This is a genomic window from Leisingera sp. NJS201, from assembly GCF_004535885.1.
In the GTDB taxonomy this organism is placed as follows: domain Bacteria; phylum Pseudomonadota; class Alphaproteobacteria; order Rhodobacterales; family Rhodobacteraceae; genus Leisingera.
Genome location: NZ_CP038237.1, coordinates 105,482 through 130,285, shown reverse-complemented (window position 1 = coordinate 130,285; position 24,804 = coordinate 105,482). Strand labels below are relative to the sequence as shown.

The 24,804-nt window shown below is 63.5% G+C and carries 18 protein-coding genes; 7 read left to right on the top strand and 11 right to left on the bottom strand.

The window, feature by feature from the left end; translation table 11 throughout:
• Positions 1-129: 129 nt before the first annotated feature.
• Complete coding sequence (locus ETW23_RS23010) at positions 130-1,020, top strand: AraC family transcriptional regulator (protein ID WP_134831567.1); 891 nt, start codon at positions 130-132, stop codon at positions 1,018-1,020.
• On the opposite strand, the gene ETW23_RS23005 is transcribed toward ETW23_RS23010, so the two are convergent.
• Complete coding sequence (locus ETW23_RS23005) at positions 1,017-2,003, bottom strand: GlxA family transcriptional regulator (protein ID WP_134831566.1); 987 nt, start codon at positions 2,001-2,003, stop codon at positions 1,017-1,019. The two genes, ETW23_RS23010 and ETW23_RS23005, sit on opposite strands and share 4 nt — an antisense overlap.
• Positions 2,004-2,128: 125 nt before the next feature.
• Between ETW23_RS23005 and ETW23_RS23000 the strand changes: the two genes are divergently transcribed.
• From ETW23_RS23000 to ETW23_RS22985, 4 genes are all read left to right on the top strand, one after another.
• On the top strand, positions 2,129-4,075 hold the full coding sequence (locus ETW23_RS23000; RefSeq protein ID WP_134831565.1) for an acetoacetate--CoA ligase: 1,947 nt from the start codon (positions 2,129-2,131) through the stop codon (positions 4,073-4,075).
• 18 nt (positions 4,076-4,093) lie between these two features.
• The gene (locus ETW23_RS22995; RefSeq protein WP_129373002.1) at positions 4,094-5,011 is read left to right on the top strand and encodes a 3-keto-5-aminohexanoate cleavage protein; all 918 of its coding nucleotides are present in this window, start codon (positions 4,094-4,096) and stop codon (positions 5,009-5,011) included.
• Positions 5,012-5,164: 153 nt separating this feature from the next.
• Positions 5,165-6,586, top strand: coding sequence for a carnitine 3-dehydrogenase (locus ETW23_RS22990; protein ID WP_134831564.1), 1,422 nt, complete (start codon positions 5,165-5,167; stop codon positions 6,584-6,586).
• Positions 6,587-6,769: 183 nt separating this feature from the next.
• Positions 6,770-8,464, top strand: coding sequence for a BCCT family transporter (locus tag ETW23_RS22985; protein WP_134831563.1), 1,695 nt, complete (start codon positions 6,770-6,772; stop codon positions 8,462-8,464).
• Positions 8,465-8,545: 81 nt separating this feature from the next.
• On the opposite strand, the gene ETW23_RS22980 is transcribed toward ETW23_RS22985, so the two are convergent.
• The 5 genes from ETW23_RS22980 to ETW23_RS22960 form a co-directional block, all read right to left on the bottom strand.
• Positions 8,546-8,890 (bottom strand): RidA family protein, encoded by a 345-nt coding sequence (locus ETW23_RS22980; protein WP_129373005.1) that lies wholly within the window; start codon positions 8,888-8,890, stop codon positions 8,546-8,548.
• A 119-nt stretch (positions 8,891-9,009) separates the two neighbouring features.
• Positions 9,010-10,395, bottom strand: a complete 1,386-nt coding sequence (locus tag ETW23_RS22975) for an aldehyde dehydrogenase family protein (RefSeq protein ID WP_134831562.1) — start codon at positions 10,393-10,395, stop codon at positions 9,010-9,012.
• The gene (locus ETW23_RS22970) at positions 10,392-12,065 is read right to left on the bottom strand and encodes an acetolactate synthase large subunit (protein ID WP_134831561.1); all 1,674 of its coding nucleotides are present in this window, start codon (positions 12,063-12,065) and stop codon (positions 10,392-10,394) included. Before ETW23_RS22970 ends, ETW23_RS22975 begins: the two co-directional genes overlap by 4 nt.
• A 43-nt stretch (positions 12,066-12,108) precedes the next feature.
• A complete protein-coding gene (locus ETW23_RS22965; RefSeq protein ID WP_129373008.1) occupies positions 12,109-13,617 on the bottom strand; it encodes an FMN-binding glutamate synthase family protein in 1,509 nt (502 codons plus the stop codon).
• A gap of 379 nt (positions 13,618-13,996) precedes the next feature.
• Positions 13,997-14,890, bottom strand: a complete 894-nt coding sequence (locus ETW23_RS22960; RefSeq protein WP_134831560.1) for a LysR family transcriptional regulator — start codon at positions 14,888-14,890, stop codon at positions 13,997-13,999.
• 129 nt (positions 14,891-15,019) lie between these two features.
• Between ETW23_RS22960 and speB the strand changes: the two genes are divergently transcribed.
• Entirely contained in the window at positions 15,020-15,985 is a 966-nt protein-coding gene (speB, locus tag ETW23_RS22955) for an agmatinase (protein ID WP_134831559.1), read from the top strand.
• Positions 15,986-16,077: 92 nt separating this feature from the next.
• Here the strand turns inward: speB and ETW23_RS22950 are convergent, their stop codons facing one another.
• The 5 genes from ETW23_RS22950 to ETW23_RS22930 all read right to left on the bottom strand — a co-directional run bounded on the left by ETW23_RS22950 (position 16,078) and on the right by ETW23_RS22930 (position 23,587).
• Positions 16,078-16,749 (bottom strand): TetR/AcrR family transcriptional regulator, encoded by a 672-nt coding sequence (locus ETW23_RS22950; RefSeq protein ID WP_134831558.1) that lies wholly within the window; start codon positions 16,747-16,749, stop codon positions 16,078-16,080.
• Between the two features lies 1 nt (position 16,750).
• Positions 16,751-18,223, bottom strand: a complete 1,473-nt coding sequence (locus tag ETW23_RS22945; RefSeq protein ID WP_134831557.1) for a trimethylamine methyltransferase family protein — start codon at positions 18,221-18,223, stop codon at positions 16,751-16,753.
• 84 nt (positions 18,224-18,307) lie between these two features.
• Complete coding sequence (locus ETW23_RS22940) at positions 18,308-20,713, bottom strand: FAD-dependent oxidoreductase (protein WP_134831556.1); 2,406 nt, start codon at positions 20,711-20,713, stop codon at positions 18,308-18,310.
• 138 nt (positions 20,714-20,851) lie between these two features.
• The gene (locus tag ETW23_RS22935) at positions 20,852-22,903 is read right to left on the bottom strand and encodes a pyridoxamine 5'-phosphate oxidase family protein (RefSeq protein WP_134831555.1); all 2,052 of its coding nucleotides are present in this window, start codon (positions 22,901-22,903) and stop codon (positions 20,852-20,854) included.
• Between the two features lie 63 nt (positions 22,904-22,966).
• Complete coding sequence (locus ETW23_RS22930; protein WP_129373015.1) at positions 22,967-23,587, bottom strand: glutathione S-transferase family protein; 621 nt, start codon at positions 23,585-23,587, stop codon at positions 22,967-22,969.
• 145 nt (positions 23,588-23,732) lie between these two features.
• Between ETW23_RS22930 and ETW23_RS22925 the strand changes: the two genes are divergently transcribed.
• On the top strand, positions 23,733-24,620 hold the full coding sequence (locus ETW23_RS22925) for a LysR family transcriptional regulator (RefSeq protein WP_134831554.1): 888 nt from the start codon (positions 23,733-23,735) through the stop codon (positions 24,618-24,620).
• The last annotated feature ends 184 nt before the right edge of the window (positions 24,621-24,804 follow it).

The following is a 24,804-nucleotide window of genomic DNA, read 5'->3' as shown; positions in this document are numbered from 1 at the left end:
GTAGGCCTAGAGAGGCGGATCGCCGTGCCCGATTCTCCGGAAAATCTGCCTGATCCTCCGCCGTGCCGGGATTTGCGCTTCTTTCCTTCGGAAGGCCGCCTATATTCAACCCCGACAGGAGATACGCCCATGGTGCCGCAGGATCTGATTAATGACGTCGCGACTTATGTGCGCGAACAAGGCGGGCTTGAGACCGGCTGCGGAACCGGGGTGGACGGGTTGTATGCCATCTGCCGCGAGAACCCGACCCGGTTTGAAGCGATCATCTATGAGCCGATCATGTGCCTGGTCCTGCAAGGCGCCAAGGAGGCACAGCTGGAGGACCGCAGGGTCAGGTACGGCGCGGGCATGTCGCTGATTGTCAGCCATGCGCTGCCGGTCAGTGCCGGGGTGACCGATGCCACGCCGGACCAGCCCTATGTCGCGTTGGCGTTGCGGCTGGATCTGGCCACGGCGCGCAGCCTCTATGATGAAATAGGCGTGGCAGACGGGCAGGAAAAGGCGGCGCATTCGATGAGCGTGGCAGACAGCGATGCAGCGCTGATTGATGCGGTCGGGCGGTTGTTCCGCCTGTCGCAGAACCCGGTTGAGGTGCAGGCGCTGGCGCCCTTGGTGCTGCGGGAGATCCATTTCCGCCTGCTGCGCGCCCAGCATGGCGGCATGCTGCGGCAATTGCTGCTGCATGAAAGTCCGGCCAGCCGGATTTCCAAGGCAATTGCGATGCTCCGGGACCGGTACAAGGCGCCCCTGCCGGTGGCGGCTCTGGCCGCCGCGGCGGGGATGAGCCAGTCCAGCTTTCATGAGCATTTCAAGACCCTGACCTCTACCACGCCGTTGCAGTACCAAAAGGAGCTGCGCCTGATGGAGGCCCGCCGCCTGCTGATCAGCGGCGGCACCTCGGTTGCGGCGGCGGCTTATGACGTGGGTTATGAAAGCCCGACCCAGTTCAGCCGGGAATATGCCCGCAAATTCGGGGTGCCGCCGCGGGATGAAAAACCGGTGCCGGCTGCTGTGTCCTAGCGTTCCCTGCCGTTATCGCCGGATGCCGCCCAAGGCCGTTCCTGAACCCGCGCCTCGCGGAGGGTCCGGCCATAAAGCCCGCTGTACGACCGCCCCAATGAAGACGCCGAGGAAAACCCGCAGCGCAACGCGATTTGCTCCAGGCTCAGATGGGTTTCCTCGGAGAGGTAACGGGCGTGCTGCAACCGCAGCATCTTGTAGTATTTGCCCGGTGTCATGCCCAATTCGCGCTGAAAGGCGCGGGCCAGAGTGCGTTCGGACAGCGATACACGCTTTGCCAGCTCAGCGGTATTCAAAGGCGCCTCGATCGTCTCTGCCATCAGGTTTGCAGCTTTCAGCACCTTGGGTGAGCCCTTCTGCTCCAGCCGCGCGGCGCCGCGGTTCAGTTCCGACTGGCGTGAGGGGTCATAGACAAACATGGTCGAGGCGCCAAAGGCTGCGGCGGATCCATATAGGTCCTGAATGAGGCTCAGCATCAAATCCAGCGCGGTGCTGGCACCGCCGCAGGTGAAGAACGGGCCGGAACGCACAAACCGAGCGGTGGAGACTTCGACCTTGGGAAAGGCCTCGGCAAAGGCGTCCAGCTCCTGCCAGTGGATTGTCGCTGCATGGCCCTCCAGGACCCCCGCTGCGGCCAGCAGCCAGGCGGCGGTGTCCAGCGCCAGAACCAGCTTTGCCTGCCGGGCGGCGGTTCTGAGTTTTGCCAGCAGCGCCGGGCTGAGCTGCCCGCGCACGCGGTAACCCGCAACCAGCACCAGGGTGCGGTTGCCTTGGCGTTCGTCAAAACCGCCGTCGGGCGTGATTTGCAGCCCGCTGGAGCTGCGTACCGGCGCCCCGTCCAGAGTGGTGACCCGCCAGCCCGCTGTTTCCTGACCTGCGTTCATCCGCACATCGCGCAGGGGTTCCATAGCGCTGGCCAGCACCATGTTCGAAAACCCGTCGAACAGCAGAAATTCAAAGATCGGCGGCACATTTGGCGGCATCTGTATGCTATCTGACTGAAACTGTATAAACGCCGCGTCATTTCCTGCGCTATTGACGCGGAAAGTCAAGCTTCTTGACGATCCGCCGATGACCTGACGACCGCTCTCTAACCACGAATGATGCCATGACAACCGCTCCGCTTCTTTGGCAGCCGGATCTTTCGGCGCGCCGCAAACCTCTGATGTGTGATTTCATGACGCAGGCTGCGAAAACCGCAGGCCGGTCGCTGGATACGTTCGCGGATCTGCACGCCTGGTCGGTTGCCCGGCCACAGGAATTCTGGCCGCTGGCCTGGGATTTCTGCGGGCTGGAAGGGGACAAGGGCGCGGTGCCGCTGCTGCCCGATGCCGATCCGATGCAGGTGCGGTTCTTCCCCGAGGCGCGGCTGAACATCGCGGACACCTTCCTGAAAAACGCCGACGAGCGCGAGGCGATTGTCTTCATAGGCGAAGACGGCCGCCGCATGGCCTGGACCCGCGCCGGGCTGAAGCGCGAGGTTGAACAGCTCGCCGCTGCATTGCGCGCCGCCGGGATCACCGCAGGCGACCATGTTGCGGGTTACGTGCCGAACATGCCGCAGAGTGTGGCGGCGATGCTGGCCACGGCGTCTTTGGGGGCGGTCTGGTCCTCCTGCGCGCCGGAAAGCGGGCCGGATGTGGTGGTGGACCGGCTTGGCCAGATCGCGCCCAAGCTGATGTTTGCCGCCGACGGTTACTTCTACAATGGCAAGACCTTCGAGACCCGCGATGCGATTACCGAGGTTGCGTCCCGGGTGCCCTCGATAGAGCAGATCGTGGTCTGGCCCTATGCAGGCGGGGCCGAGGACTTGCCCGAGGGGATGATGGCCTATGAGGCCTTCAAGCAGGTGGACGCCCCGGCGCTGGACTGCCGTGTGATGGGCTTTCGCGATCCGCTTTATGTGATGTTCTCCTCCGGCACCACGGGCAAGCCGAAATGCATCGAGCATTCGGGCGGCGGCACTCTCTTGCGGATGCTGGTGGAACAGCAGCTGCATTGCGACCTGCGCCCCGGCGACCGGATGTTCTATTACACCACCTGCAATTGGATGATGTGGAACTGGCAGGTGGCGGCGCTGGCTTCGGAGGCTTCAATCGTGCTGTTCGACGGCAACCCGGCGCATCCCGGCATCAAGCGGCTGTTCGACGTCGTGGAGGCCGAGAAAGTCACCCATTTTGGTATTTCCGCCAAATACATAGACGCCTCGCTGAAACGCCGGAACCGGCCTGCGGACAGCCACGATCTGGCCGCGTTGCGGGTGGTTCTGTCCACCGGCTCGCCGCTCTCGCCCGAAGGCTTTGCCCATGTCTATGCCGACTGGAAAGCGGATGTGCAGCTGGCCTCAATCTGCGGCGGCACCGACATTCTGGGCTGCTTCATTGGCGGCTGCCCGGTGCTGCCGGTGCATCAGGGTGAGATCCAGGCGCCGATGCTGGGGCTGGATGCGGCGACCCTGAACGATCAGGGCGAACCGGTTGAGGGCGTGGCGGGCGAGCTGGTCTGCCGCAACGCGCATCCGTCGATGCCGACGCGGTTTCTGGACGATCCCGGCAATGCGCGCTATCGCGCCAGTTACTATGAGACTTATCCGGATATCTGGCGGCAGGGCGATTTCACCATCCGCACCGGGCACGGCGGTTTTGTGGTGTTGGGCCGTTCGGATGCGACCCTGAACCCCGGCGGGGTGCGGATCGGCACGGCGGAGATTTACCGGCAGCTCGACAAGATCAATGAGGTCGCCGACGCGGTGGTTGTCGGCCAGTCCTTTGACAACGACGTGCGGGTGGTTCTGTTTGTGCAGACCGCCGGGGGTGCGGAGCTGGATGATGCGTTAACCACCCGTGTCAAAACGGAAATCCGCAAGAATGCCTCGCCGCGCCATGTGCCCGTGAAAATCATCGCTGTCGCTGACATCCCGCGCACCAAATCCGGCAAGACCGCCGAGCTGGCGGTGCGTGATGTGGTGAACAAACACCCTGTCCGCAACCTCTCAGGTCTCGCCAATCCGCAGGCGCTGGTGCTGTTTGCGGATCACCCTGAATTGCAATTCTGACCTCAAAGGATCCCGATCATGCCCCTGACCATGAACCGAGACGTCTTCATCACCTGTGCCGTGACCGGCTCGGGCGGCACCCAGGACAAATCCCCCCACGTTCCGCGTTCGCCCAAGCAGATCGCCGACAGCGCAATCGCAGCCGCCAAAGCCGGCGCCGCCGTAGTTCACTGCCATGTGCGCGACCCGGAAACTGGCGCGCCGAGCCGGAAACTTGAGCTTTACCGGGAGCTGACCGACCGCATCCGCGATTCCGAGGTGGACGTGGTGCTGAACCTGACCGCGGGCATGGGCGGCGATATTGTCTTTGGCGGGGTTGAGAGCCCGTTCCCGGTGAATGAGGCCGCCACCGATATGATCGGCGCGACCGAACGGATGGCCCATATCGCCGAATGCCTGCCGGAAATCTGCACCCTGGACTGCGGCACCATGAACTTTGCCGAGGCCGATTACGTGATGACCAACACGCCCGGCATGCTGCGCACGATGGGGCAGATGATGACCGATCTGGGCGTGAAGCCGGAGATCGAGGCCTTTGATACCGGCCACCTGTGGTTTGCCAAGCAACTGGTAAAAGAGGGGATTCTGGAGCCGAACGCGCTGGTGCAGCTGTGCATGGGGGTGCCGTGGGGGGCGCCGAACGATCTGAATACCTTTATGGCGATGGTCAACAACGTGCCCGGCGATTGGACCTGGTCGGCGTTCTCCTTGGGCCGGGATCAGATGCCTTATGCCGCCGCTGCGGTGCTGGCGGGCGGCAATGTGCGGGTCGGGCTGGAGGACAACCTGTTTCTGGAAAAAGGCGTTCTGGCCACCAACGCGCAGCTGGTGGAGCGCGCGGCAGGCGTGATCGAGGGCCTGGGCGCCCGGATCATCGGCCCGGATGCGGTGCGTGAAAAGCTGGGCCTGACCAAACGGGCGCCGGTGGCAAAGTAGGCGGCGGTGCAGGGGGTGCTTTGCGTGCGCCGCCTGTACACCGCTTATGCACCGCTGCGTTGCGGCAAAGAGGGCGGATTGGGGGCTAGCCCCCAAACCCCCAGGATATTTTCGGCAAGAGGAAGAACCGGGCGGTTCTAATGAGGACATCAGATGAAGACAGCAGCAATTATCGGCGGCGGGGTGATCGGCGGCGGCTGGGCCGCGCGGTTCCTTCTGAACGGCTGGAACGTGCGGGTGTTCGACCCGGACCCGGAGGCGGAACGCAAGATCGGCGAGGTGCTGGCCAACGCCCGCCGCGCGCTGCCGTCGCTGTATGACAAGGCTTTGCCGCCTGAGGGCGCGCTGACCTTTCACGCGGATATGGCGGAAGCGGTGGCGGACGCGTCTTGGATCCAGGAGAGCGTGCCGGAGCGGTTGGACCTGAAGCACAAGATCCATGCGCAGATCCAGGCGCACGCCCCGGTGAACGCGGTGATCGGCTCGTCTACCAGCGGCTTTAAACCGTCGGAGCTGAACGCTGCGGGTGCCCGCGCCGTGGTGGCGCATCCGTTCAACCCGGTTTACCTGCTGCCGCTGGTCGAGCTGGTGGGCGATGCGGGCACTTGCGCGCAGGCCTCGGACCTGCTGCGCGGAGTGGGGATGTATCCGCTGACCGTGCGCAAGGAGATCGACGCCCATATCGCCGACCGGCTGCTGGAAGCGGTCTGGCGCGAGGGGCTGTGGCTGATCAAGGACGGCATCTGCACCACCGAAGAGCTGGACGAGTCGATCCGCATGGGCTTTGGCCTGCGGTGGGCGCAGATGGGCCTTTTCGAGACCTACCGGATTGCCGGCGGCGAGGCAGGCATGAAGCATTTCATGGCCCAGTTCGGCCCGGCGCTGGAATGGCCCTGGACCAAGCTGATGGACGTGCCGGAGTTCACTGAAGACCTTGTGGATCTGATCGCGGGCCAGTCGGATGCGCAATCGGGCCATATGCCGATCCGCGAGCTGGAGCGTCTGCGGGATGACAACCTGGTCGGCATGATGCGGGCACTGAAGAAATCCGGCAGCGGTGCGGGTGGTGTGATCAACACCCATGAAGCCGCGCTGCCGCTGCCGGACGCGGCGGATCTGCCGGTCACTGTCAGCCGCCCGGTGCCGCAGAGCTGGACCGACTACAACGGCCATATGAACGAGGCGCATTACACCGAGGCCTCGGCCCAGGCGACCGACCGTTTTATGGAGATGATCGGCTGCGATGCGGAATATATCGCCGCGGGCGGCAGCTATTTCACGGTCGAGAACCACGTGCGCTTTCTGGATGAGCTGCACGAAGGCGATGCGCTGACTGTGACCACCCAGGTGCTGCAGGGCGACGGCAAGAAGATGCATCTGTTCCATCGCCTGCACGGCCCCGAGGGCCGGCTGGCAGCAACCGTGGAGACGCTGCTGTTGCACATGGATCTGACGGCGCGCGGCACTTCACTGCCGTCGCAGGCCGTTGCGGACAAGCTGGCGTCATATGCCGCCGCCCATGCCGGGATGCCGCTGCCCGGGGGCGCGGGGCGCCACGTCGGCCAGCGGGGCTGAATTGGAAACCGGCGGCGTGCGGGCTGCCGGTTTTCTCTTGCGGGCCGGGCCTCCTCCCCGGTCCGGCCCGCAATTTTGAACCATGGCCGTTGGGGAGGGCCGGAAATTTGCCGCCCGGGCAACCGGGCAGCCCCGCGGCGGAGGAGCGCCGGGGGCAATTGTTCAGGGACAAGGGAGGACAAGATGTCTGAGAGGAATTCCAACAACAGCCACCTGGTGGCAAAGTCCGGTTTCTTTACCGGTCTGCATCCGGGGATGGGCATCGCGGCCAAGGGGATGATCGCCGCCTTTGTGATTTTCACCGTCCTGAATGTCGAATTTGCAGGCGGATTATACAAATCCATCCGCGGCTGGATCGAAGGCGGCCTCAGCTGGTATTATATCTCGGTTCTGGCCGGGATCATGTTTTTCTGCTTCTTCCTGATGTTCTCGAAGTTTGGCAGCCTGCGGCTGGGGGACGATGACTCGCGCCCGGAATTCAGCAGCTTCAGCTGGTTTGCGATGCTGTTCTCGGCCGGGATCGGCATTGGCATCCTGTTCTTTGGCGTGGCGGAGCCGATCTTTTATTTCGATAACTCGGCGGTCTGGGGCTATCCCAACAACCCGCATGCCGAGCTTCAGGGCCATTCGGAAATGAACATGCAGCGCGCCGTTGATGCGATGCGGGTGACTTATTTCCACTGGGGGTTCCACGGCTGGGCCTTATACGTGATCGTCGGCCTGTGCCTGGCTTATTTCGGCTTTCGCAAGAAGCTGCCGCTGACCATGCGCTCGGCGCTGTATCCGCTGATCGGTGAACGGATCTACGGTCCCTGGGGCCACTGCGTGGACCTGCTGGCGGTGTTTGGTTCGGTGTTCGGGATTGCGACATCGCTGGGTCTGGGCACCAGTCAGATGGCCACCGGCCTTAATGTGCTGTTCGGGCTGGAGCCGACTATGACGCTTAAGATTGTGCTGATCGTGATCGTGACAATCATTGCAACCGTGTCGACCGTATCCGGCGTGGGCAAGGGCATCCGGCTGATTTCCGAATGGAATATCTGGCTGTCGATGTTCCTGCTGGCGGCCTTTGTGGTGATCGGGCCGGTCAAATGGCTGCTGGGGTTCTATGTGACGACGCTGGGCGATTACATCTGGAACTTCATCCCGATGGGGTTCTGGACAGCCAGTTCCGAGGAAAACATCGCCTGGCAGGGCGGCTGGACCATCTTTTACTGGGGCTGGTGGATTGCCTGGGCGCCGATGGTGGGCATGTTCATTGCCCGCATCTCGCGCGGGCGCACTATCCGCGAGTTCATGGTGGGCGTGCTGTTCGTGCCGACCGCGATTGCTTTCTTCTGGCTGTGCATGTTCGGCGGCAACGCCATCTGGCAGGAGCTGAACATGGCCGGCGGTCCGGGTGCCGATGGCGGCGCAGGCGTTATTGCCACCGTGCAGGCCTGGGATCTGCCGTCGGCGCTGTACGGCACCATCGGCAATCTGGGCGCCACTTCCTGGCTGGGGGATCTGAGCTGGACCGCCTGGCCGCTGTCGGCGCTGGCGACGCTGCTTTTGTTCTCGTGGTTTGTGACCTCGGCGGATTCCGGCACGCTGGTGATCACCACCATGCTGTCGATGGGCGACGACAACCCGCCCAAGAAGTTCCGGATTATCTGGGGCGCGGGCATTGGCGCCACTGCGATTGTGCTGCTGTGGGCCGGGGGGCTTGGCGCCCTGCAGACCGCGTCGATTGCTGCGGCCTTCCCGATTTCGTTCGTGATCATCGCGATGACACTGGGGCTTTACAAGTCGCTGAAAACTGACCCGTCTGCGTCGCCGATCAGTGAAGCCGGCGCTGCGCCGGATGGCACCCGTATTGTGCAGGACCTGCGCGCCTGAGGCGGACCCCGCCGGTGATACGAAAATGCGCCGGGCCTGTAGAAGGGCCCGGCGCAAAAAATTGCCAGCAGACAATTTTGATCAGTCGCAGGCGGCGGTGACGATGATCTCAACCTTCAGGATCTCGCGCGCCAATTTGGCCTCGCCGCAGGCACGCGCCGGGGCATGGCCCTCGGGAACCCAGGCGTTCCAGACCTCGTTCAGCTCGGCGAAGTAGGACATGTCCGACAGCCAGATCACGGTCTGCAGCAGGCGGGTCTTGTCGCTGCCGGCCTCGGCCAGCAGGGCGTCGACCTTGGCCAGGATTTCGCGGGTCTGCTCGGCTGCGGTGTCTGCTTCGGACACTTGGCCGCTGAAATAGGCAACACCGTTGTGCTTGACGATTTTGCTGGAGCGGGCGGTGGTGCCGGAACGGGTGATGGTCATGCTGTACGCCTTTTCTGTCATGAGATGCTGCGGACATACCGGTTGGAGCTGCTGGCGGAAAGGCCGCAGATGCAAAAGACATGCCGGGCCGGGGTTTGCGGCATCCCGGCCCGCTGGTATCACAGCTTGATCACCGCCATCTTGTCCTGGGTCATGTCATGCATGGTGTAACCGATGCCGCCGGTGTTGTAGCCGGACTGGCGGCGGCCGGCAAAGGGCATCCAGTCAACGCGGAAAGCGGTGTGGTCATTGACCATGACGGCGGTGGCGTCCAGCTGGCGCACGGCCTGCATTGCGGTGTCCAGGTTTTTGGTAAAGACCGCCGCCTGAAACGCGACCGGCAGGCTGTTGGCAACCTCAATCGCTTGCGGGATGCTGGCGGAGCTGTAAACGCAGATCACCGGGCCGAAGATTTCCTGTTGCGAGACGCGGGCGTCCGCCGGCGGGTCCAGCAGCACGGTGGGGGCAAAGGTGGTCTCGCCCAGGCGCTTGCCGCCGGTCAGGACCTTGGCGCCGCCGTCGACAGCTTCCTGCACCCAGTCCTCGACCCGGTCAACCTCGGCAGGGCGGATCAGCGGGCCGCAATCGACGCTCGGGTCGGTGGCGTCGCCGACCGTCAGCGCCTGTGCCGCCTCTGCCAGTTTCTGCGCGATCTCTTCGGCCTTGGCGGCGGGCGCGAACACCCGTTGGACCGAGACGCAGACCTGGCCGGAGTGATAGAAACCGCCCTTGGCCAATGCCGGGATCATTGCATCAATGTCCGCGTCCCCGGCCACGATCACCGGGGCGGCGCCGCCGTGTTCCAGCGCGCAGCGGGTGCCGGGGGCCAGTTTGGAACGCAGCATCCAGCCCACCCGGGCAGAGCCGATGAAGGAGAAGAATCCGGCGCGGGCGTCGGTGATCATCTTCTCGGCTACGTCGTTGCTGCAGACCACTGAACGGCACCAGTCCTGCGGCAGCCCGGCCTCATGCAGCATGGCAACAAAGGTCTGGCACGACAGCGGCGTGTCCTGCGCCGGTTTCACAATCACCGGGCAGCCGGTGGCCACGGCGGGGGCGACCTGATGCACGATCAGGTTCAGCGGGTGGTTAAAGGCGCTGGCAGCCACCACCACGCCGATCGGCTCGCGCTGGGTAAAGGCGATGCGGCCTGCGCCTGCCGCGGTCAGGTCCATCGGGATTTCCCGCCCCGTCATCTGGCCGGTCTCATGCACGCACAGTTCCACTCCGTCGATGGCGCGTTTGACCTCGACGCGTGCGTCCACCAGCGGCTTGCCGCCTTCGCTGGCGATCAAAAGGGCCAGCTCGTCAAACCGCGCCTCCATCAATCGGGCGGTTTTCCGCAGGATTTCAATGCGCTTATAGGCGGGCAGCCAGCCATCCCGCTGGCGGAACAACCCATGTGCGGTGTCCAGCATCGCATCTATCTGCGCCCAATCACTGGTCTCGACCGTGCCGATGCGTTCCAGGCTGTAGGGGTTCACGACTTCGACGGTATTGGTCATATCAGGCACACCTTTGCGGCCAGCTCATCAATCAGCACGCGCTGGTTTTCGCTGTAATCAACCGGCACGTCGATCAGATGCACGCCGCCTGCGGTAAAGGCTTTCTCAAACGTGGGCACCAGATCTTCGGTGCGCGCGATCCGGTGGCCGGTGGCGTCGTAACTGTTTGCATACTGGACAAAATCCGGGTTGCTGAATTCCAGCCCCCAGTCGGCGAACCCGGCGTGCGCCTGCTTCCAGCGGATCATGCCGTATGAGCTATCGTTCAGCACTGTCACCACGAGGTTGAGGCCAAGGCGGACAGCGGTTTCCAGCTCCTGGCTGTTCATCATAAAGCCGCCGTCGCCGCAGATCGCCATCACCCGGCGGTCCGGGTTCAGCTGCGCGGCCATCATTGCCGAGGGCAGGCCCGCCCCCATGGTCGCCAGCGCGTTGTCCAAAAGCACGGTGTTGGGCTGATAAGCCTTGTAGTTGCGGGCGTACCAGATCTTGTAGATGCCATTGTCGAGCGCAATGATATCGCAGTCATCCATCACCTTGCGGGTGTCCGCGACCAGCCGCTGGGGGATGATGGGAAAGCGCGGGTCATCGGCACCTTCGGCGATATGCTGGTCGGTCTCTTTCTTGATGCGCTGGAAATAGCCGCGGTCAAACTCCAGCGGCCCACCCAGTATTTCCCCCAGCCGGTTGATGGATTGTTCCAGATCGCCGACCACCTCCACCTGCGGGAAATAGACCTGATCGACCTGCGCCGCCTTATAGTTCACATGGATTACCTTGGTGCCGCCGTGCTCCATGAAGAAGGGCGGTTTTTCGACCACATCGTGGCCGACGTTGATGATCAGATCGGCACGGTCTATGGCGCAGTGCAGATAATCACCGTCCGACAGCGCGGCAGTGCCCAGGAACAGGTCCGAGCGTTCGTCGATCACCCCCTTGCCCATCTGGGTGTTGAAAAACGGGATCCGGGTCAGATCCGCAAAATCGCACAGGGCTGAACGCGCCTTGCGCCGGTTGGCCCCGGCCCCCAGCAGCAGCAGCGGCATTTTGGCATTGCGGATCATCTCTGCCGCCTCGTTCAGCACCGCGTCGCCGGCCACCGCGTAATGGCGGGGATGCGGCTGCAGGACCGTGGTATCGGTGTCTTCGGCGGCGATATCCTCGGGCAGTTCCAGCAGCACGGCACCGGGGCGTTCCTCCTGCGCGGTGCGGAAGGCCTCGCGGATCAGCGCCGGGATGGTGTTGCCGTGCACGATCTGCTTGGACATCTTGCAAATCGGATCGAACAGGCTGACCACGTCAATGATCTGGAACTGGCCCTGTTTCGATTTCTTGATCGGCTTCTGGCCGGTGATCATGATCAGCGGCATGCCGCCCAGATGGGCATAAGCGGCAGGGGTGGCCAGGTTGGTGGCGCCAGGGCCAAGCGTCGCCATGCAGACGCCCGCCTTGCCGGTGAGACGGCCATAGGTTGCGGCCATGAAGGCGGCGCCCTGTTCATGCCGGGTCAGCACCAGTTCGATCGATGAGGGACGCAGGGATTCCAGCAGGTCAAGGTTTTCTTCTCCCGGAACGGCAAAGACATACTCGACACCTTCAGCCTCCAGCGCGGCGACAAGAAGGTCCGAGGCTTTGACCGGCCCATGGGGTGCAGAATGAGAGTCAGGCATGAGGGCTCCTGTTCGTTGAATGTGGTGTTGACGGCGGATGAGGTTACTCCGCTGCGTGTTTCTGTTCCGGCACCGGAAACAGCTCCTCCATCGAGACAGAGCGGCCGTTATCCATCACAATCCTGGCGTGATAGCGTTTCAGCAGCCGCGGTTCGGCAACGCCGCAGCTGTGAGCGAGAATGCCGACCTCCTTAACCATGTTTTTGGCGTAATAGGCGACGCGTTCGGATTTGCTGGCAGGATCCAGGCCGAATTGCAATTTGGGGTCATGGGTGGTGATGCCGGTGGGGCAGGTGTTCTTGTTGCACTGCAGCGCCTGGATGCAGCCAAGCGCAAACATGAAACCGCGTGCGGAATTGACGAAATCCGCCCCGGCGCAGAACGCCCAGGCAACCTCGGACGGGTTGATCAGCTTGCCGCTGGCGCAGACCTTGATGCGGCCGCGCAACCCGTAGCGGGTCAGGATGTCCACCGTCAGCGGCAGGCTTTCGCGCAGGGGCATGCCCATATTGTCGATCAGGCTCATCGGGGCGGCGCCGGTGCCGCCGTCGGCGCTGTCGATGGTGATGAAGTCCGGCGCGCTTTCAACACCGCGCGACAGGATTTCCTGGCACAGCCCCTCGACAAACCCATAGGCGCCGACCACCGCCTTGAAGCCCACCGGCTTGCCGGTCACGTCGCGGACATAGGCGATCATGTCCAGCAGATCGCCGACGCAGTCGACCTCGGGATGGCGGTTGGGGCTGATGGCGTCCTCGCCCGGGGTAAGGCCGCGGATGGCGGCGATTTCCTCGGTCACCTTGGCGCCGGGCAGGATGCCGCCCTTGCCCGGTTTGGCGCCCTGGCTGAGCTTGAGTTCGAACATACGCACGCAGTCATGCGCCGCGACCGCGCGCAGCTTATCCTCGTCAAAGCCGCCCCCGGGCTTGCGCACGCCGAATTTACCGGTGCCGATCTGGAACACGATGTCGGCGCCGCCCTCCAGGTGATAGGGCGACAATCCGCCCTCTCCGGTGTTGAGCCAGATCCCGGCCTTTTTGGCGCCATGCGACAGCGCCCGAACGGCAGGAACGGAAATGGCGCCAAAGCTCATGCCGGAAATGTTGAAGATCGACGCGGTGGTATACGGCGTGCGGGCATAGGGCCCGATAGTGACAGCCGCTGGATCCCTGGCGTCCTGCTCCAGCGCCGGGAAGGGGCAGTTGGCGAAATAGACCGTGCCCGCCGGGCGCAGATCGCGGGTGGAGCCGAAGGCGACGGTGGAATCCACATTCTTGGCTGCGCGGTACGCCCAGGAGCGTTCGGCCCGGTTGAATGGCATCTCCTCGCGGTCCAGGGCAAAGAAATATTGCCGGAAAAACTCCCCCATATGTTCGAAGAAATAACGGAAACGGGCCACCACCGGGTAATTGCGGCGCAAAGTGCTGTCGGTCTGGGTCTTGTCGCGGATGTAGATCACCACCAGCCACAAAACGCCGGCGCCGAAGGCAAAGATAAACGCATAAGACAGGAATTCGAGCAGCGCCAGTACGGTGCTGGATATCTGGGACATGTTTTCCGTCGCTCCTTCAGGGGCTTGGCGGTGCGGTTGGATCCGCGTGCCTGGCTTTTGTCGTTATAGAATGCGTCCTTGTACCGGGCATTGCATTCACGGGGTGATCACTTCCTTTGGAGCCGCAGAGACAGGCAGATTGCTGTCGCAAAGGAGAACGCGCGCTATTGCGCAATGGTTCCGCACGAAACGGCCAATACCCGGATAGTGCGGCAATGGGGGAACCTTGTCCAGCCTGCGGGCGCGGCGGCTGCTGCTGGGCCAGATCCGAGGCGCCGGATCAAGTGGATGCCGAGCTGCGCTTTGGCTCGGGCGGCTGGGCCGCGGCGGCGCGTTTTGGCGGGTGCCGCACATGTGTCTGGCCCGGTGCCTTCGGGCTTTACAGGGCCGCGCTGCAGGCGTCGCGCATATCCTGGCCAAACAATTCCACCGCGCGCCGCTGGACCTGACTGCGCCGGACGGCAAGCGAAAAGGCGGATTGCCAGCGCAACTGCGGGTGTGCCAGCTCCCGGAACCGGCCTGCCTCGACCCGGCTTTCCGCGAAATGCACCGGCAGCGGACCCAGATACTGCCCGGTCTCGATCAGCATCGCCATCGCTTCCATATTGGCGGCCACTGCAGTTGGATCCGGGCGATCAAGACCGGGAGAGACAGGCCTGTCATAAGAACGCTGGCAGTGCGGATACCTGGCGATCTCCTGCGGGTTGATCAACGCATCCGGCGCAGTGAACAAAGGGTGGTCCCGGCCGCAATATAGCCGGTGCTCTTCGCGGCACAGCGGCTCATAGGACAGGTCCGTGACCTGGTTGCGAAACGGCGCAATGGCCAGATTCAGCGCGCCTGAGATCAGCTGCTGGGTCAATCCAGCAGGAGAGGCGACAACGATTTCCAGCCGCACCTCGTTCGGGCGGGCCAGAAAACGCCGCAGGGCCTGGGCCAGATTGAGGCCGGGCAGGCTGCTCACGGCATCGACCACGCCGATGCGCAGATCGCCGGTGACCGCATCGCGCAGTTCCAGCAGTTCGGCGTCGAAATCGCGGGCGCTGCGCAGGATGCTGCGGGCCTTCTGATAGGCGATGGCGCCGCGTTCCGTCAGCCGGAACCCGCCGCGGCCGCGCTCGCACACCCGGTAGCCGAGCGCGGTTTCCAGATCGCGGATGCGGATGCTGATGGCGGATTGGGTGATCCCCAACGCATATTGCGCATCGGAGAACCCGCCGCAGTCGGTCACGGTGACAAAGGTTTCCAGCAGCGTGTTGCGCAGCAGTTTCACGTGCCTGTTCCTCTCCGGCGGTCCTGCAGGAATTACATGATAATCTTTTATGTGAAGATAAACAGCATAATATTTTTTCATACAGTGATCTGTGCTGAGGTGCTGCCGGACCCGCAAATGGAGACACATATGTCTGGACACGGTTACGAATCCGGCCGCCTGAACCTGCCTTTTGTCGGCATCGCCACCTTCGGCAAGAAACCCTATGTCGAGGATTGGGACAACATAAACGCTGACGTTGCCATCCTTGGCGCACCGTTTGATTCCGGCTGCCAGTTCCGCCCGGGCGCGCGTTTCGGCCCGCGCGCAGTGCGCGAGGCCTCGACGCTGTTCAGCTTCGGCCATGCCGGCGCTTACGACCACGAAGATGACGCCACCTACCTGGGCGAAGATGTGCGGATCGTCGATCTGGGCGATGCTGACATCATCCACACCAAGACTGAGGAAAGCCACGCCAATATCGAATACGGCGTGAAGAAGATCCTGGCAGCCGGCGCCTTGCCCGTCACGATCGGCGGCGATCATTCGATCAACATTCCCTGCATCAGCGCCTACGCCGCAGACTGCGCCGGAAACGGCCCGATCCATGTGGTGCAGATCGACGCGCATCTAGATTTTGTCGATGTACGTCATGGGGTTACGGACGGGCACGGCAACCCGATGCGCCGTGCGATCGAAAAGGATTATGTCTCCGGAATGACCCAGCTGGGCATTCGCAATGTGTCCTCCACCGCCCGCGAAGGGTATACTGACGCACGGGCGCGCGGCTCGGACATTCTGTCGGTTCGCCAGGTGCGCAAGCTGGGGACGGATGCGGTGCTGGCGCGCATCCCCGAAGGTGCCCGCTATTACGTCACCATAGACATCGACGCCTTCTGCCCGTCGATCGCGCCGGGCACCGGCACGCCGAGCCATGGCGGTTTCCAGTATTACGACGTGCTGGAGATCCTGCAGGGCCTCAGCAAACGCGGCGATGTTGCCGGTATCGACCTGGTGGAAGTGGCCCCAGCCTATGACCCTTCGGAAAGCACTCAGATTCTGGCCGCACAGCTCTTGTTGAATTTCATCGGCTTCATCTTCCACAACCGGCGCTGACACTTCAGGGGCTGCTTCTTTCTGGTTGGAAATACCCCGGGGAGCGCGAGGGGCCGGCCCTCGCTCCTGCCATTGCCGCAGGCGCCGGGGTGTCAGGGGGCCATCTTACCCTCGGCAAAGGCCCGGGCGGCCGCGACCGCCTCCGGATCAGGCTCTGCCCCGGTGAATCCCAGCAAATACCCTTCCAGCCGCGCGGTGCGGGCCTGCATCGGTTCGCGCACCTCCAGCGCGTGGTAGCCGCATTGCATGAAGTACAGGATCCGGGCGCGGGAATCGGCCTCATACGGCGCATACCCGTGGCGCATGAACATGGCGGTGACCGCCTCCAGCCGCAGCGCATCCGCCGCATCGATACGGTTGCGCACGTTGCCGTCGCGCCGCGACCATTCGCGGACCGCAAAGTCCAGCGACGCGTCGAACAGCTCCGGATCGACAAAACAGCGGAAGAAATTGCAGACCGCCCAGGAAATATTGGCGGCCGGCAATTCGCAATGGGTAAGGATCGGATCGGTGTTGCGGGTCTCCCAATCGTCCAGCAGGGCCTCCAGCAGGTGTTTGCGGCTTTTGAAATACCAGTAGAAGCTGGAGCGCGAGACGCCCAGCCGCTCGCCGATGGCCAGCACCTTGACGCCTGCCACCCCGTCGCTGATCAGCAGGTCGCGGGCCACGTTCAGCCAGTCCTCGGGCGTCACTTTGACATGGCCGCTAAGGGGTTCCTTGTCCGGGTTGTCCCGGTGCAGCACCGGGGCGGCGCGTTTGGCCATGTCAGCTCTCCGGCGGTGCGCCGCCCTGGGCGGTGCGCTTGGCGATGAAGCTTTTCAAAGCCTCAACGCGGGTGTCGTCAGTCTTGGGCCGGTTATCATGGGCCAGGATGTCCTTCCAGACCCGGGTTGCGCGCTGGTTGGCGTCCAACGCCCCGCGCTCGCTCCAGGTGCCGAAATTGGCATAGTCATGCACCACGGGTTCGTAGAATTCTGTATTATAGCGCGCCATGGTCTGGGGAGTGGCAAAGAAATGGCCGCTTGGCTCCACCTCTTTGATCGCAGTGCCGTAGCCGATCTCGTCCGTGCCGGCCTGGGCTCCGGCGCACAGCTCGGCAATCATGTTCAGCACTTCGGCGTCGGTGATCAGCTTTTCATAAGACACTGACAGCCCGCCCTCCAGCCAGCCGGCCGAGTGGATGATCACCGTAGCGCCTGCCATCAGGCAGCCCCAAAGGCCCATTTGGTTCTCATTTGCCGCCTGCACGTCATTGCTGTTTGAGGCCGACCCTGCGGCGGACCGCCAGGGCAGACCGAGGAAGCGCGCCAGCTGGCCTGCCGCCAAGGACGCCTGGAAATGCGACGGGGTGCCGAACGCAGGCGCGCCGGACTTCATGTCCACGTTGGAGGTGAAGGTGCCGTAACAGACCGGTGCGCCGGGGTTGGTCAGCTGGGTCAGCGTCAGGGCCGCCAGCACCTCGGCATGGCTAAGGGTGATGGCGCCCGCAACGGTGATGGGTGCCATTGCCCCCATCAGCGTGAAGGGCGTGATGATCGAAACCTGGCCGTGCCGTGCAAAGTCGATCAGCCCCTGCGCCATCGGAATGTCCAGCGTGCGCGGGCTGTTGGTGTTTATGATGGTGTAGCAGCGCGGCTCAGACCGGAAATCCGCATCCGACAGCCCGCGGAAATCGCGGATCATCTCGAAACAATCCATCACCTGCGGCGTCCCGCGTGAGAAGATGAAGGGGAACTTGTCGGTGCGCGTCATCTGTGCCTCGGTGGTGAAATAGTGGCGCAGATGCATCGGCACGTCCTGCGGCTCCACCTGGGGGGAGATCATGTGAAAGACGTCGAAGTGATGGGTAAGCTGCAGATATTCCAGGTAATCCTGCGCTGATCCGGGGCGGCGTCCGCGCTCCAGATCGGTGGCATTGGGCGCGCCTGCACCGGCCTGAAACACCAGGCTGCCCAGCTCCAGCGTGATGTCGCGCTCCCGTGCCCCGGCCCGGCAGGTGATTGATCGGGGCGCGGTGGCCAGCGCCGCCTCGATGATGTCGCGGCCGATATAGACCATCTGGCTGTCTTCATCGACGCGGGCACCGCCCTTGGCATAGATCCGGCGCGCCTCGGGCAACAGCACCTTCATGCCCAGTTCCTCGAGCATCTTCAGCGCGGTTTCGTGCATGTCCGCGATCTGATGCTCCGGGAACACCTCCATCAGCGGAAATGGGTTTTTCAGCTGGCGGTAATTCACATTGCGCTGCGGCGAGGCCCGGCTGCGGTTTTGCGGGTCCGACGGCGTCCGCGGGTATTGCCTTCGTTCTCAAGGGTCATCGGGTCAGCCTCTCATCGCTGTGCCGGAGGGGTCATAGGGGGAAGGGGCTATCACCCGGGCGGCGCGTTCCTGGCCGACGATGTGCAGGGTCAAGTCAGTGCCTTCAACGGCTGCGTCGCGGTCCACCATTGCCATTGCCAGCGATTTTCCGGTGCTGTGGCCATAGCCGCCGGAGGTGACAAATCCGACGCGGGTTCCGCCCTGCCAGACCGGTTCGTAACCGCTGGCATCGGCGTCCGCGGCCTCCACTTCCAAGGTCACAACAACCTGCGCCGGGCCGCCGGTCTCGCGTTCCTTCAGCGCGGCGGCGCGGCCGATGAAGTCCTTGTGCCAGTCGATCCAGCGGTCCATGCCGGTCTGCGCCGCGGTGTAGCCTTGGGTGAATTCGGCGCTCCAGATGCCAAAGCTTTTCTCCAGCCGCAGGCTAAGCAGCGCGTTGAAGCCGATTTCGCGCAGCCCCAGGTCCGCGCCAGCCGTCAGCAGGGTCTCGCGCAGGGTGATGTGTTCGGCGGCGGAACAGTGAAGTTCGTATCCCAGTTCGCCCGCGACAGAGAGGCGGCCAACCTTGAGGCGCAGCATGCCGATGTCGAAGGTGCCGCAGCCCATGAAGGGCAGGTCGGCGATGGGGCCGTCTGTCAGCTTTTCCAATATCTTGCGGCTGTTCGGGCCGGAGAGGCTGAAGCCGGTGACGGCATCGGTCACGTCGCGGATTTCGACCCCTTCGCCCATATGATCCTGGAACCAGCGCATGTGCCATTCGCGCAAGTAGTAACTGCCCATGATCCACCATGTTCCGCCGCCCCAGTTGAACACCGTGAGGTCGCCCTTGAGGCGGCCCTCGGATGACAGCATCGGCGCCAGTTTGGCGCGGCCCGGCTTGGGCAGTTTTGACGCCATGATGCGGTTGAGCCAAGCCTCGGCGCCCGTACCCGAGACCTCAAACCGGGAGAAGGCGGAGATGTCCAGCAGTCCCACGGCCTCGCGCACCGCCCTGCATTCCTCGGCGACGATGCCGAAGGCATTGGAGCGTTTCAGGGTCGGGGTTTCGGTGAAGTCCTCCGACGGAGCAAAGTACAGCGGGATTTCCAGCCCGTAGCTGGCGCCCCAGCGGCAGCCTGCGCGGGTCATGTCCGAATAGGCGGGGGCCTTCTTCAGCGGGCGGCCTGCGGGCAGCTGCTCGTTCGGGTAGGTCATCACAAAGCGGCGGGTGTAGAACTGGCCGGTGGTCTCCTTGATGAACCGCTTGTTCTGGGCGTAGTCGCCGAAACGCGCCACATCCATGCCGAACACATCGGCCTCCGGCTCGCCATGGATCATCCACTCAGCCAGCGATTTGCCGACGCCGCCGCCTTGCAGGAAGCCCGCCATCACGCCGCAGGCGCACCAGTAGCCGGGCTTGCCGCGCACCGGGCCGACCAGCGGGTTGCCGTCCGGGGCAAAGGTGAAGGCGCCGTTGACCCAGGTCTTGACGCCGGTGGTCTGAAGCGCCGGGTAGCGTTCGAAGCCCAGCGTCAGTTCGCGCTCGATCCGGTCAGGGTCTTCCTGCTGCAGCTCAAAGCCATACTCCCAAGGCGCGCCGTCCATCATCCAATGCTGATGGTCGATCTCGTAGATACCCAAGAGGATGCCTTTTTGGTCCTGCCGCATATAGGTGAAGCCTTCGAGGTCCACGGTCATCGGCACCTCGAAATCGAGCTGTTCCAGCGCGGGAATGGTGTCGGAGATCAGATAGTGGTGGTTCAGCGGCGAGACCGGCAGGTCTACGCCCGCCATGCGCCCCACCTGCTTGGCCCAAAGACCGGCGGCGTTGACCACATGTTCGGCGTGAATGGTGCCTTTTTCGGTGACGATCTGCCAGCCATCGTCCACCTGATGCAGTTCCAGCACGCGGTTGTGTTCAATCACTTCCGCACCGCGTTTCCTGGCAGCACCCGCATAGGCATGCACGGTGCCAGTGGTGTCGACATAGCCCTCGCGGTCGGCCCACATGCCGCCGAGGATGCCTTCGGTGGACATGATCGGACACAGCTCACCCGCTTCCTGCGGGGTGATCAGGCGGCAGTCGTCGATGCCGATGGATTGGAAGGTGCGGTAGGCCGATTGCAGCCATTCCCAGCGGTCCGGGGTGCCTGCCAGGGTCATGCCGCCGGTCATATGCATGCCGACGGATTGGCCGGATTCCTGTTCGATCTCGGACAACAGGTCAATTGTGTAGGCCTGCAAAGAGGCGATGTTCGGGTCGGCGTTCAACGCATGAAACCCGCCCGCGGCGTGCCAGCTGGACCCGGCGGTCAGCACCGAACGCTCGATCAGGCAGACGTCGGTCCAGCCGAATTTCGCCAGGTGATAAAGGACCGAGGCGCCGACAACGCCGCCCCCGATAACAACGGCACGATAGTGCGACTTCATGGGCTTGCTCCCTGTCTGCTGCCGCGGGGCCGGGCCCCTCCGAATCCGCCTTTTGGACACTCCTGTCCAATTGATCGGCGATCCTGGACAGTCTTGTCCAGAAAAATCGTGCGCAGCGGGGTCAGGAGCGGGGCCGGGTCACAAATCCAGTTCGATTGCACCAGTGGCAGGGACGGCACAGCAGATCAGAGCTTCACCCTCCACAGGTTCGGCAGAAGGCGGGGTTCGGTAGGCGAGCTTGCCTGCCAGCAGCCGGGTGCTGCAGCTGCCGCACTTGCCGGATCGGCAGCTGAATTCGGGCGTCAGGCCATGGTTTTCAGCCAGTTCCAGCAGGGTGCCGTCTGCAGGGGTCCATGGTTGTTCAAATCCGGATCTGGTGAAGCGGACAATGGCGGTTTCCGTTTCTGGGGCAGTTTCTTGGACAGGCGGGGCATCTGCAGTGCGCGCCAAGGCGGACGGCCCGAACGCCTCGGCGTGGATGGCCGTGTCATCAACCCCAAGACTGAGGAGGCCGTCATAGGCAGCTTGCATAAACCCGCCGGGACCGCAGAGATAGATATCAGCCCCTTCCTGCGGCAGCAGCTGTTGCAGAATTTCAGCATTGACCCGGCCTGGCAGATCGAAATCCCGGCCCTCGGTTTCGCCCCTTGCAGGTGTGCTGATCAGGGAGAAATAGCGGATCTGCCCGCCAGAGGCCTGCTCTAATGCACGGAATTCGCGGGCAAAAGCGCGCTCCTGCACTGTGCGGGCTGCGTGCAGGATGGTGAGCGGGCGCAGATGCCGGGTGCGCAGCCCCTCGCGTATGGCGTGGCGGGCCATGGCGATCATCGGGGTGATCCCAACGCCGCCTGCGACCAGAAGTGCGGGACGCCGGTCTGAGGCATCCAGAAAGAACGCGCCCCGCGGGGCTTTGGCCTCAATCACCGAACCCGGCTGCAGTGCGTCATGCAGCAGGCGGGACACGGTGCCGTTCTCCTCGCGTTTGACCGAGATACGATAGTGGCCTTCGCCTGGCGCAGAAGACACGGTGTAAGTCCGCAACAGCGGTTTTTGAGCGCCGGGCGGCGTGGCGCGGAGGGTCAGGAACTGGCCAGCCTCAAACGGCAGCAGCGGGCCGCCATCCTCCGGTTGCAGGTAAAAGGAGCGGATTGAGGTGCTTTCCTGTTCGACACGCGCAATCCGGAAGCGGCGCCAGGTGCTGCGCTGTGTTTCCAGGGTTTTGCGGGCCTCGGCCTCGGCCCAGGTATCCGTCAAACCTGAGTTGGGTGAAAAATCACCGCGTTCGGCGCGGAAGGGCAGAGCGCCCTCCAGCCAGACGCCTTGGCGCAGGGTGAAGCGCCAGCCGCGCTCGGCGCCGTGAAAGGCGGTGACATCCGGGTGGTCTTCGCCCAGCAGTTCAACCGTGCCGGTCAGCAGCAGCAGGCTGCCGGTGGTAAAATCCGCAAAGGCCAGGCCCGCGCGCGGGTTCAGCAGGAAGTTTCCCAGCGTGTTGAAATGGTTGTTACCGGGAAAGTCGGGGATGGTGAGGGTGTTGCCGTCGATGCGGACAAAGCCGGGCCGCCCGCCCCGGTGCGAGACATCGACGCCTTCGCGTTCAGGGTGATCCGCTGCAGGCACATGGCTGGCGGCAAAGAACATGTCGGCATCGGAAATCAGCGCAGAATGGGCGCTGTCAAACCTGTCAAAGCGCTGCGGTTTGGCCGGCGGCTGCGGCTCTGCCGGCTTCAAGTCCCGCAGCTGGATGTATTGCGGGCAATTGCCAAAGGACTGATCGACCCGCAGGGTAAACCCGTTGCGCGCGGCAGCAATGACCCGGCCGTTGACCCGGTTGCGGCGGCGGCTGTGCAGCTCGATCCCCAACAGCCCCAAGGGGGCACCTTTGCGGATGGCGGCATGGACAGGATCCCCTGTGCCGCCGCTCAGCGAAACATGCAGATGCCGCGCATCCGGCGTTGCGGCAAAGCCGGGCGGGCCGCTCAGCAGGCTTGCCCAGGGCCAGCCCTGATGATCCACCGCGCCTGCCGCAAGAAACGGCAGCTGCGCATAAAATTCCCGGTGCTGATCGGGCATAAAGGGGCGGATCACCCGGCGGGCGAAGGCTTCCATTGCGTCGCGCTTGCCCGCACGGCGCTGCATTTCCTGCTCGCCCTCATGAAAGGGAGAGGGGCTGTCTGCGTCAAAGGGAGTCATGGAAACCTCCTGTTTGCTGAAAGAAAGAGGCGGCAGCCGCCAAAGGAGCCGCCGCGCAAGGGGTCAGGCCGCCAGGCCAACCTTGGTGGCGGGCATCGGCTTGAAACCGTTCAGGCCTTCGATGCGGGCCAGATGGGCGCGCACATTCGGGTAGGGTTCCAGCGAGATACCGCCCTCGGGCGCGTGTGCCACATAAGAGTAGACCGCCACGTCGGCGATTGTGGGGGCGTCGCCGGCCAGGAAGCTGCGGCCTTCCATATGGGCATCGATCTTGCCCAGCACACGGGCGGCGACGGTGGCGCAGAACTCCGCGTCCAGGGCTGCGTTGAAGACGGTGATCAGCCGCGCTGCAGCGGGTCCAAAGGCAATTTCGCCCGCGGCCAAGGTTAGGAACTTCTGCACTTCCGCTTCCAGAACCGGATCGGACGGCAGCCAGGACGGCGCGTATTTCCGGGCGAGATAGACCAGGATGGCGTTGGAATCGGTAATGACGGTGCTGCCGTCCTCAATCACCGGGACCTGGCCGGCAGGGTTCAGCGCCAGGAAGGCGGGCTGCTTGTGTTCGCCGCCTGCGAGGTCGACGTTGATCACCTCGTGGGCGATGCCGGCAAGATTGGCGAACAGCTCCACCCGGTGGGCGTGGCCGGAGAGGGGGAAGCTGTGAATGCGGATGGAATGCGACATGTTTCGGGGTCCTTTTCTGTGGCATGTGCCATGAGGTGTTGAAGACACAGGCAAGATAGCGGCCGCAGGCATAGGCGATAATATTCTCTTTTGGCGATTGATTGTGTATGCAGGGTTCATAAAACGCCGCGCCGGGGGAGACGTGATGGACAAATTGGACTGCATGCGCACCTTTGCGGCGGTTGCGGCGCAAAGCTCCTTTACCAGCGGTGCCTTGCAGCTGGGGATCAGCACCAAACTGGCCAGCAAATATGTCGCCCGGCTGGAGGAGCAGCTGGGTGCGCAGCTGCTGAACCGCACCACCCGCAAGGTGACGCTGACCGACACGGGCCGCGCCTATCTGGAGCGCTGCCTGCCGCTGCTGGATCAGTTCGACGAGCTGGAGGATGTGGTGCAGCTGCGCCAGCAAGAGCTGGCAGGCCCGGTCCGGATCACCGCCCCCACCGGCTTTGGCAGCCGCGAGCTGGTCGAAGCCCTGCAGCCGTTCCAGCAGATGCACCCCAAAGTGACGGTTGAGCTGGTTCTGTCCGACCGCCATCTGCCTATCTTGGAGGAGGGGGTGGATCTGGCGGTCCGTTTTGGAACCCTCAAGGATTCGACGCTGGTAGCCCGAAAACTCTGCGCCATGCGGCTGGTGGTGGTGGCGTCGCCGGCCTATCTGGCGGCACAGGGCACCCCCGCCGAACCTGAAACACTGGCCACCCACAACTGCCTGCTGCAGATGACCTCGCCGCAGCCGGATGCCTGGACCTTTGGCCGCAAGGACCGGCAGCGTACCATAATTGTCGGCGGCAGCTTTCGCGCCAATTCACCGCGTGCGGTGGCCCATATGGCGTCCAGCGGCCTGGGGATTGCCCGTTGCCCGCACTATACTGCACTGCCGTTTTTGCAGGACGGCAGACTGCAAGTGCTGTTCGAAAAACAGGAAACCGACCCGATCACGCTCTACGCTGTTTACCCGCCCAGCCGCCATCTGACGGCGCGGATCCGCGCCTTGATCGACCATTTGGCGGCCTACTTTGGACCGGGCTGACCTAGGCGGCCGGCCCTTCTTCATCTTTCTCCAAATACTCCGGGGAGCGCGAGGGGCTGGCCCCTCGCAGCCCGGGTCCGGTTTTCGAAACGGTTCCGGACCGGCAGGACAACATTGTTGCCCTATATATTTTATACTTGAAATAAATCTTCAAGCCTGCGTAGGCTCGTATCAAGGGCTGGCG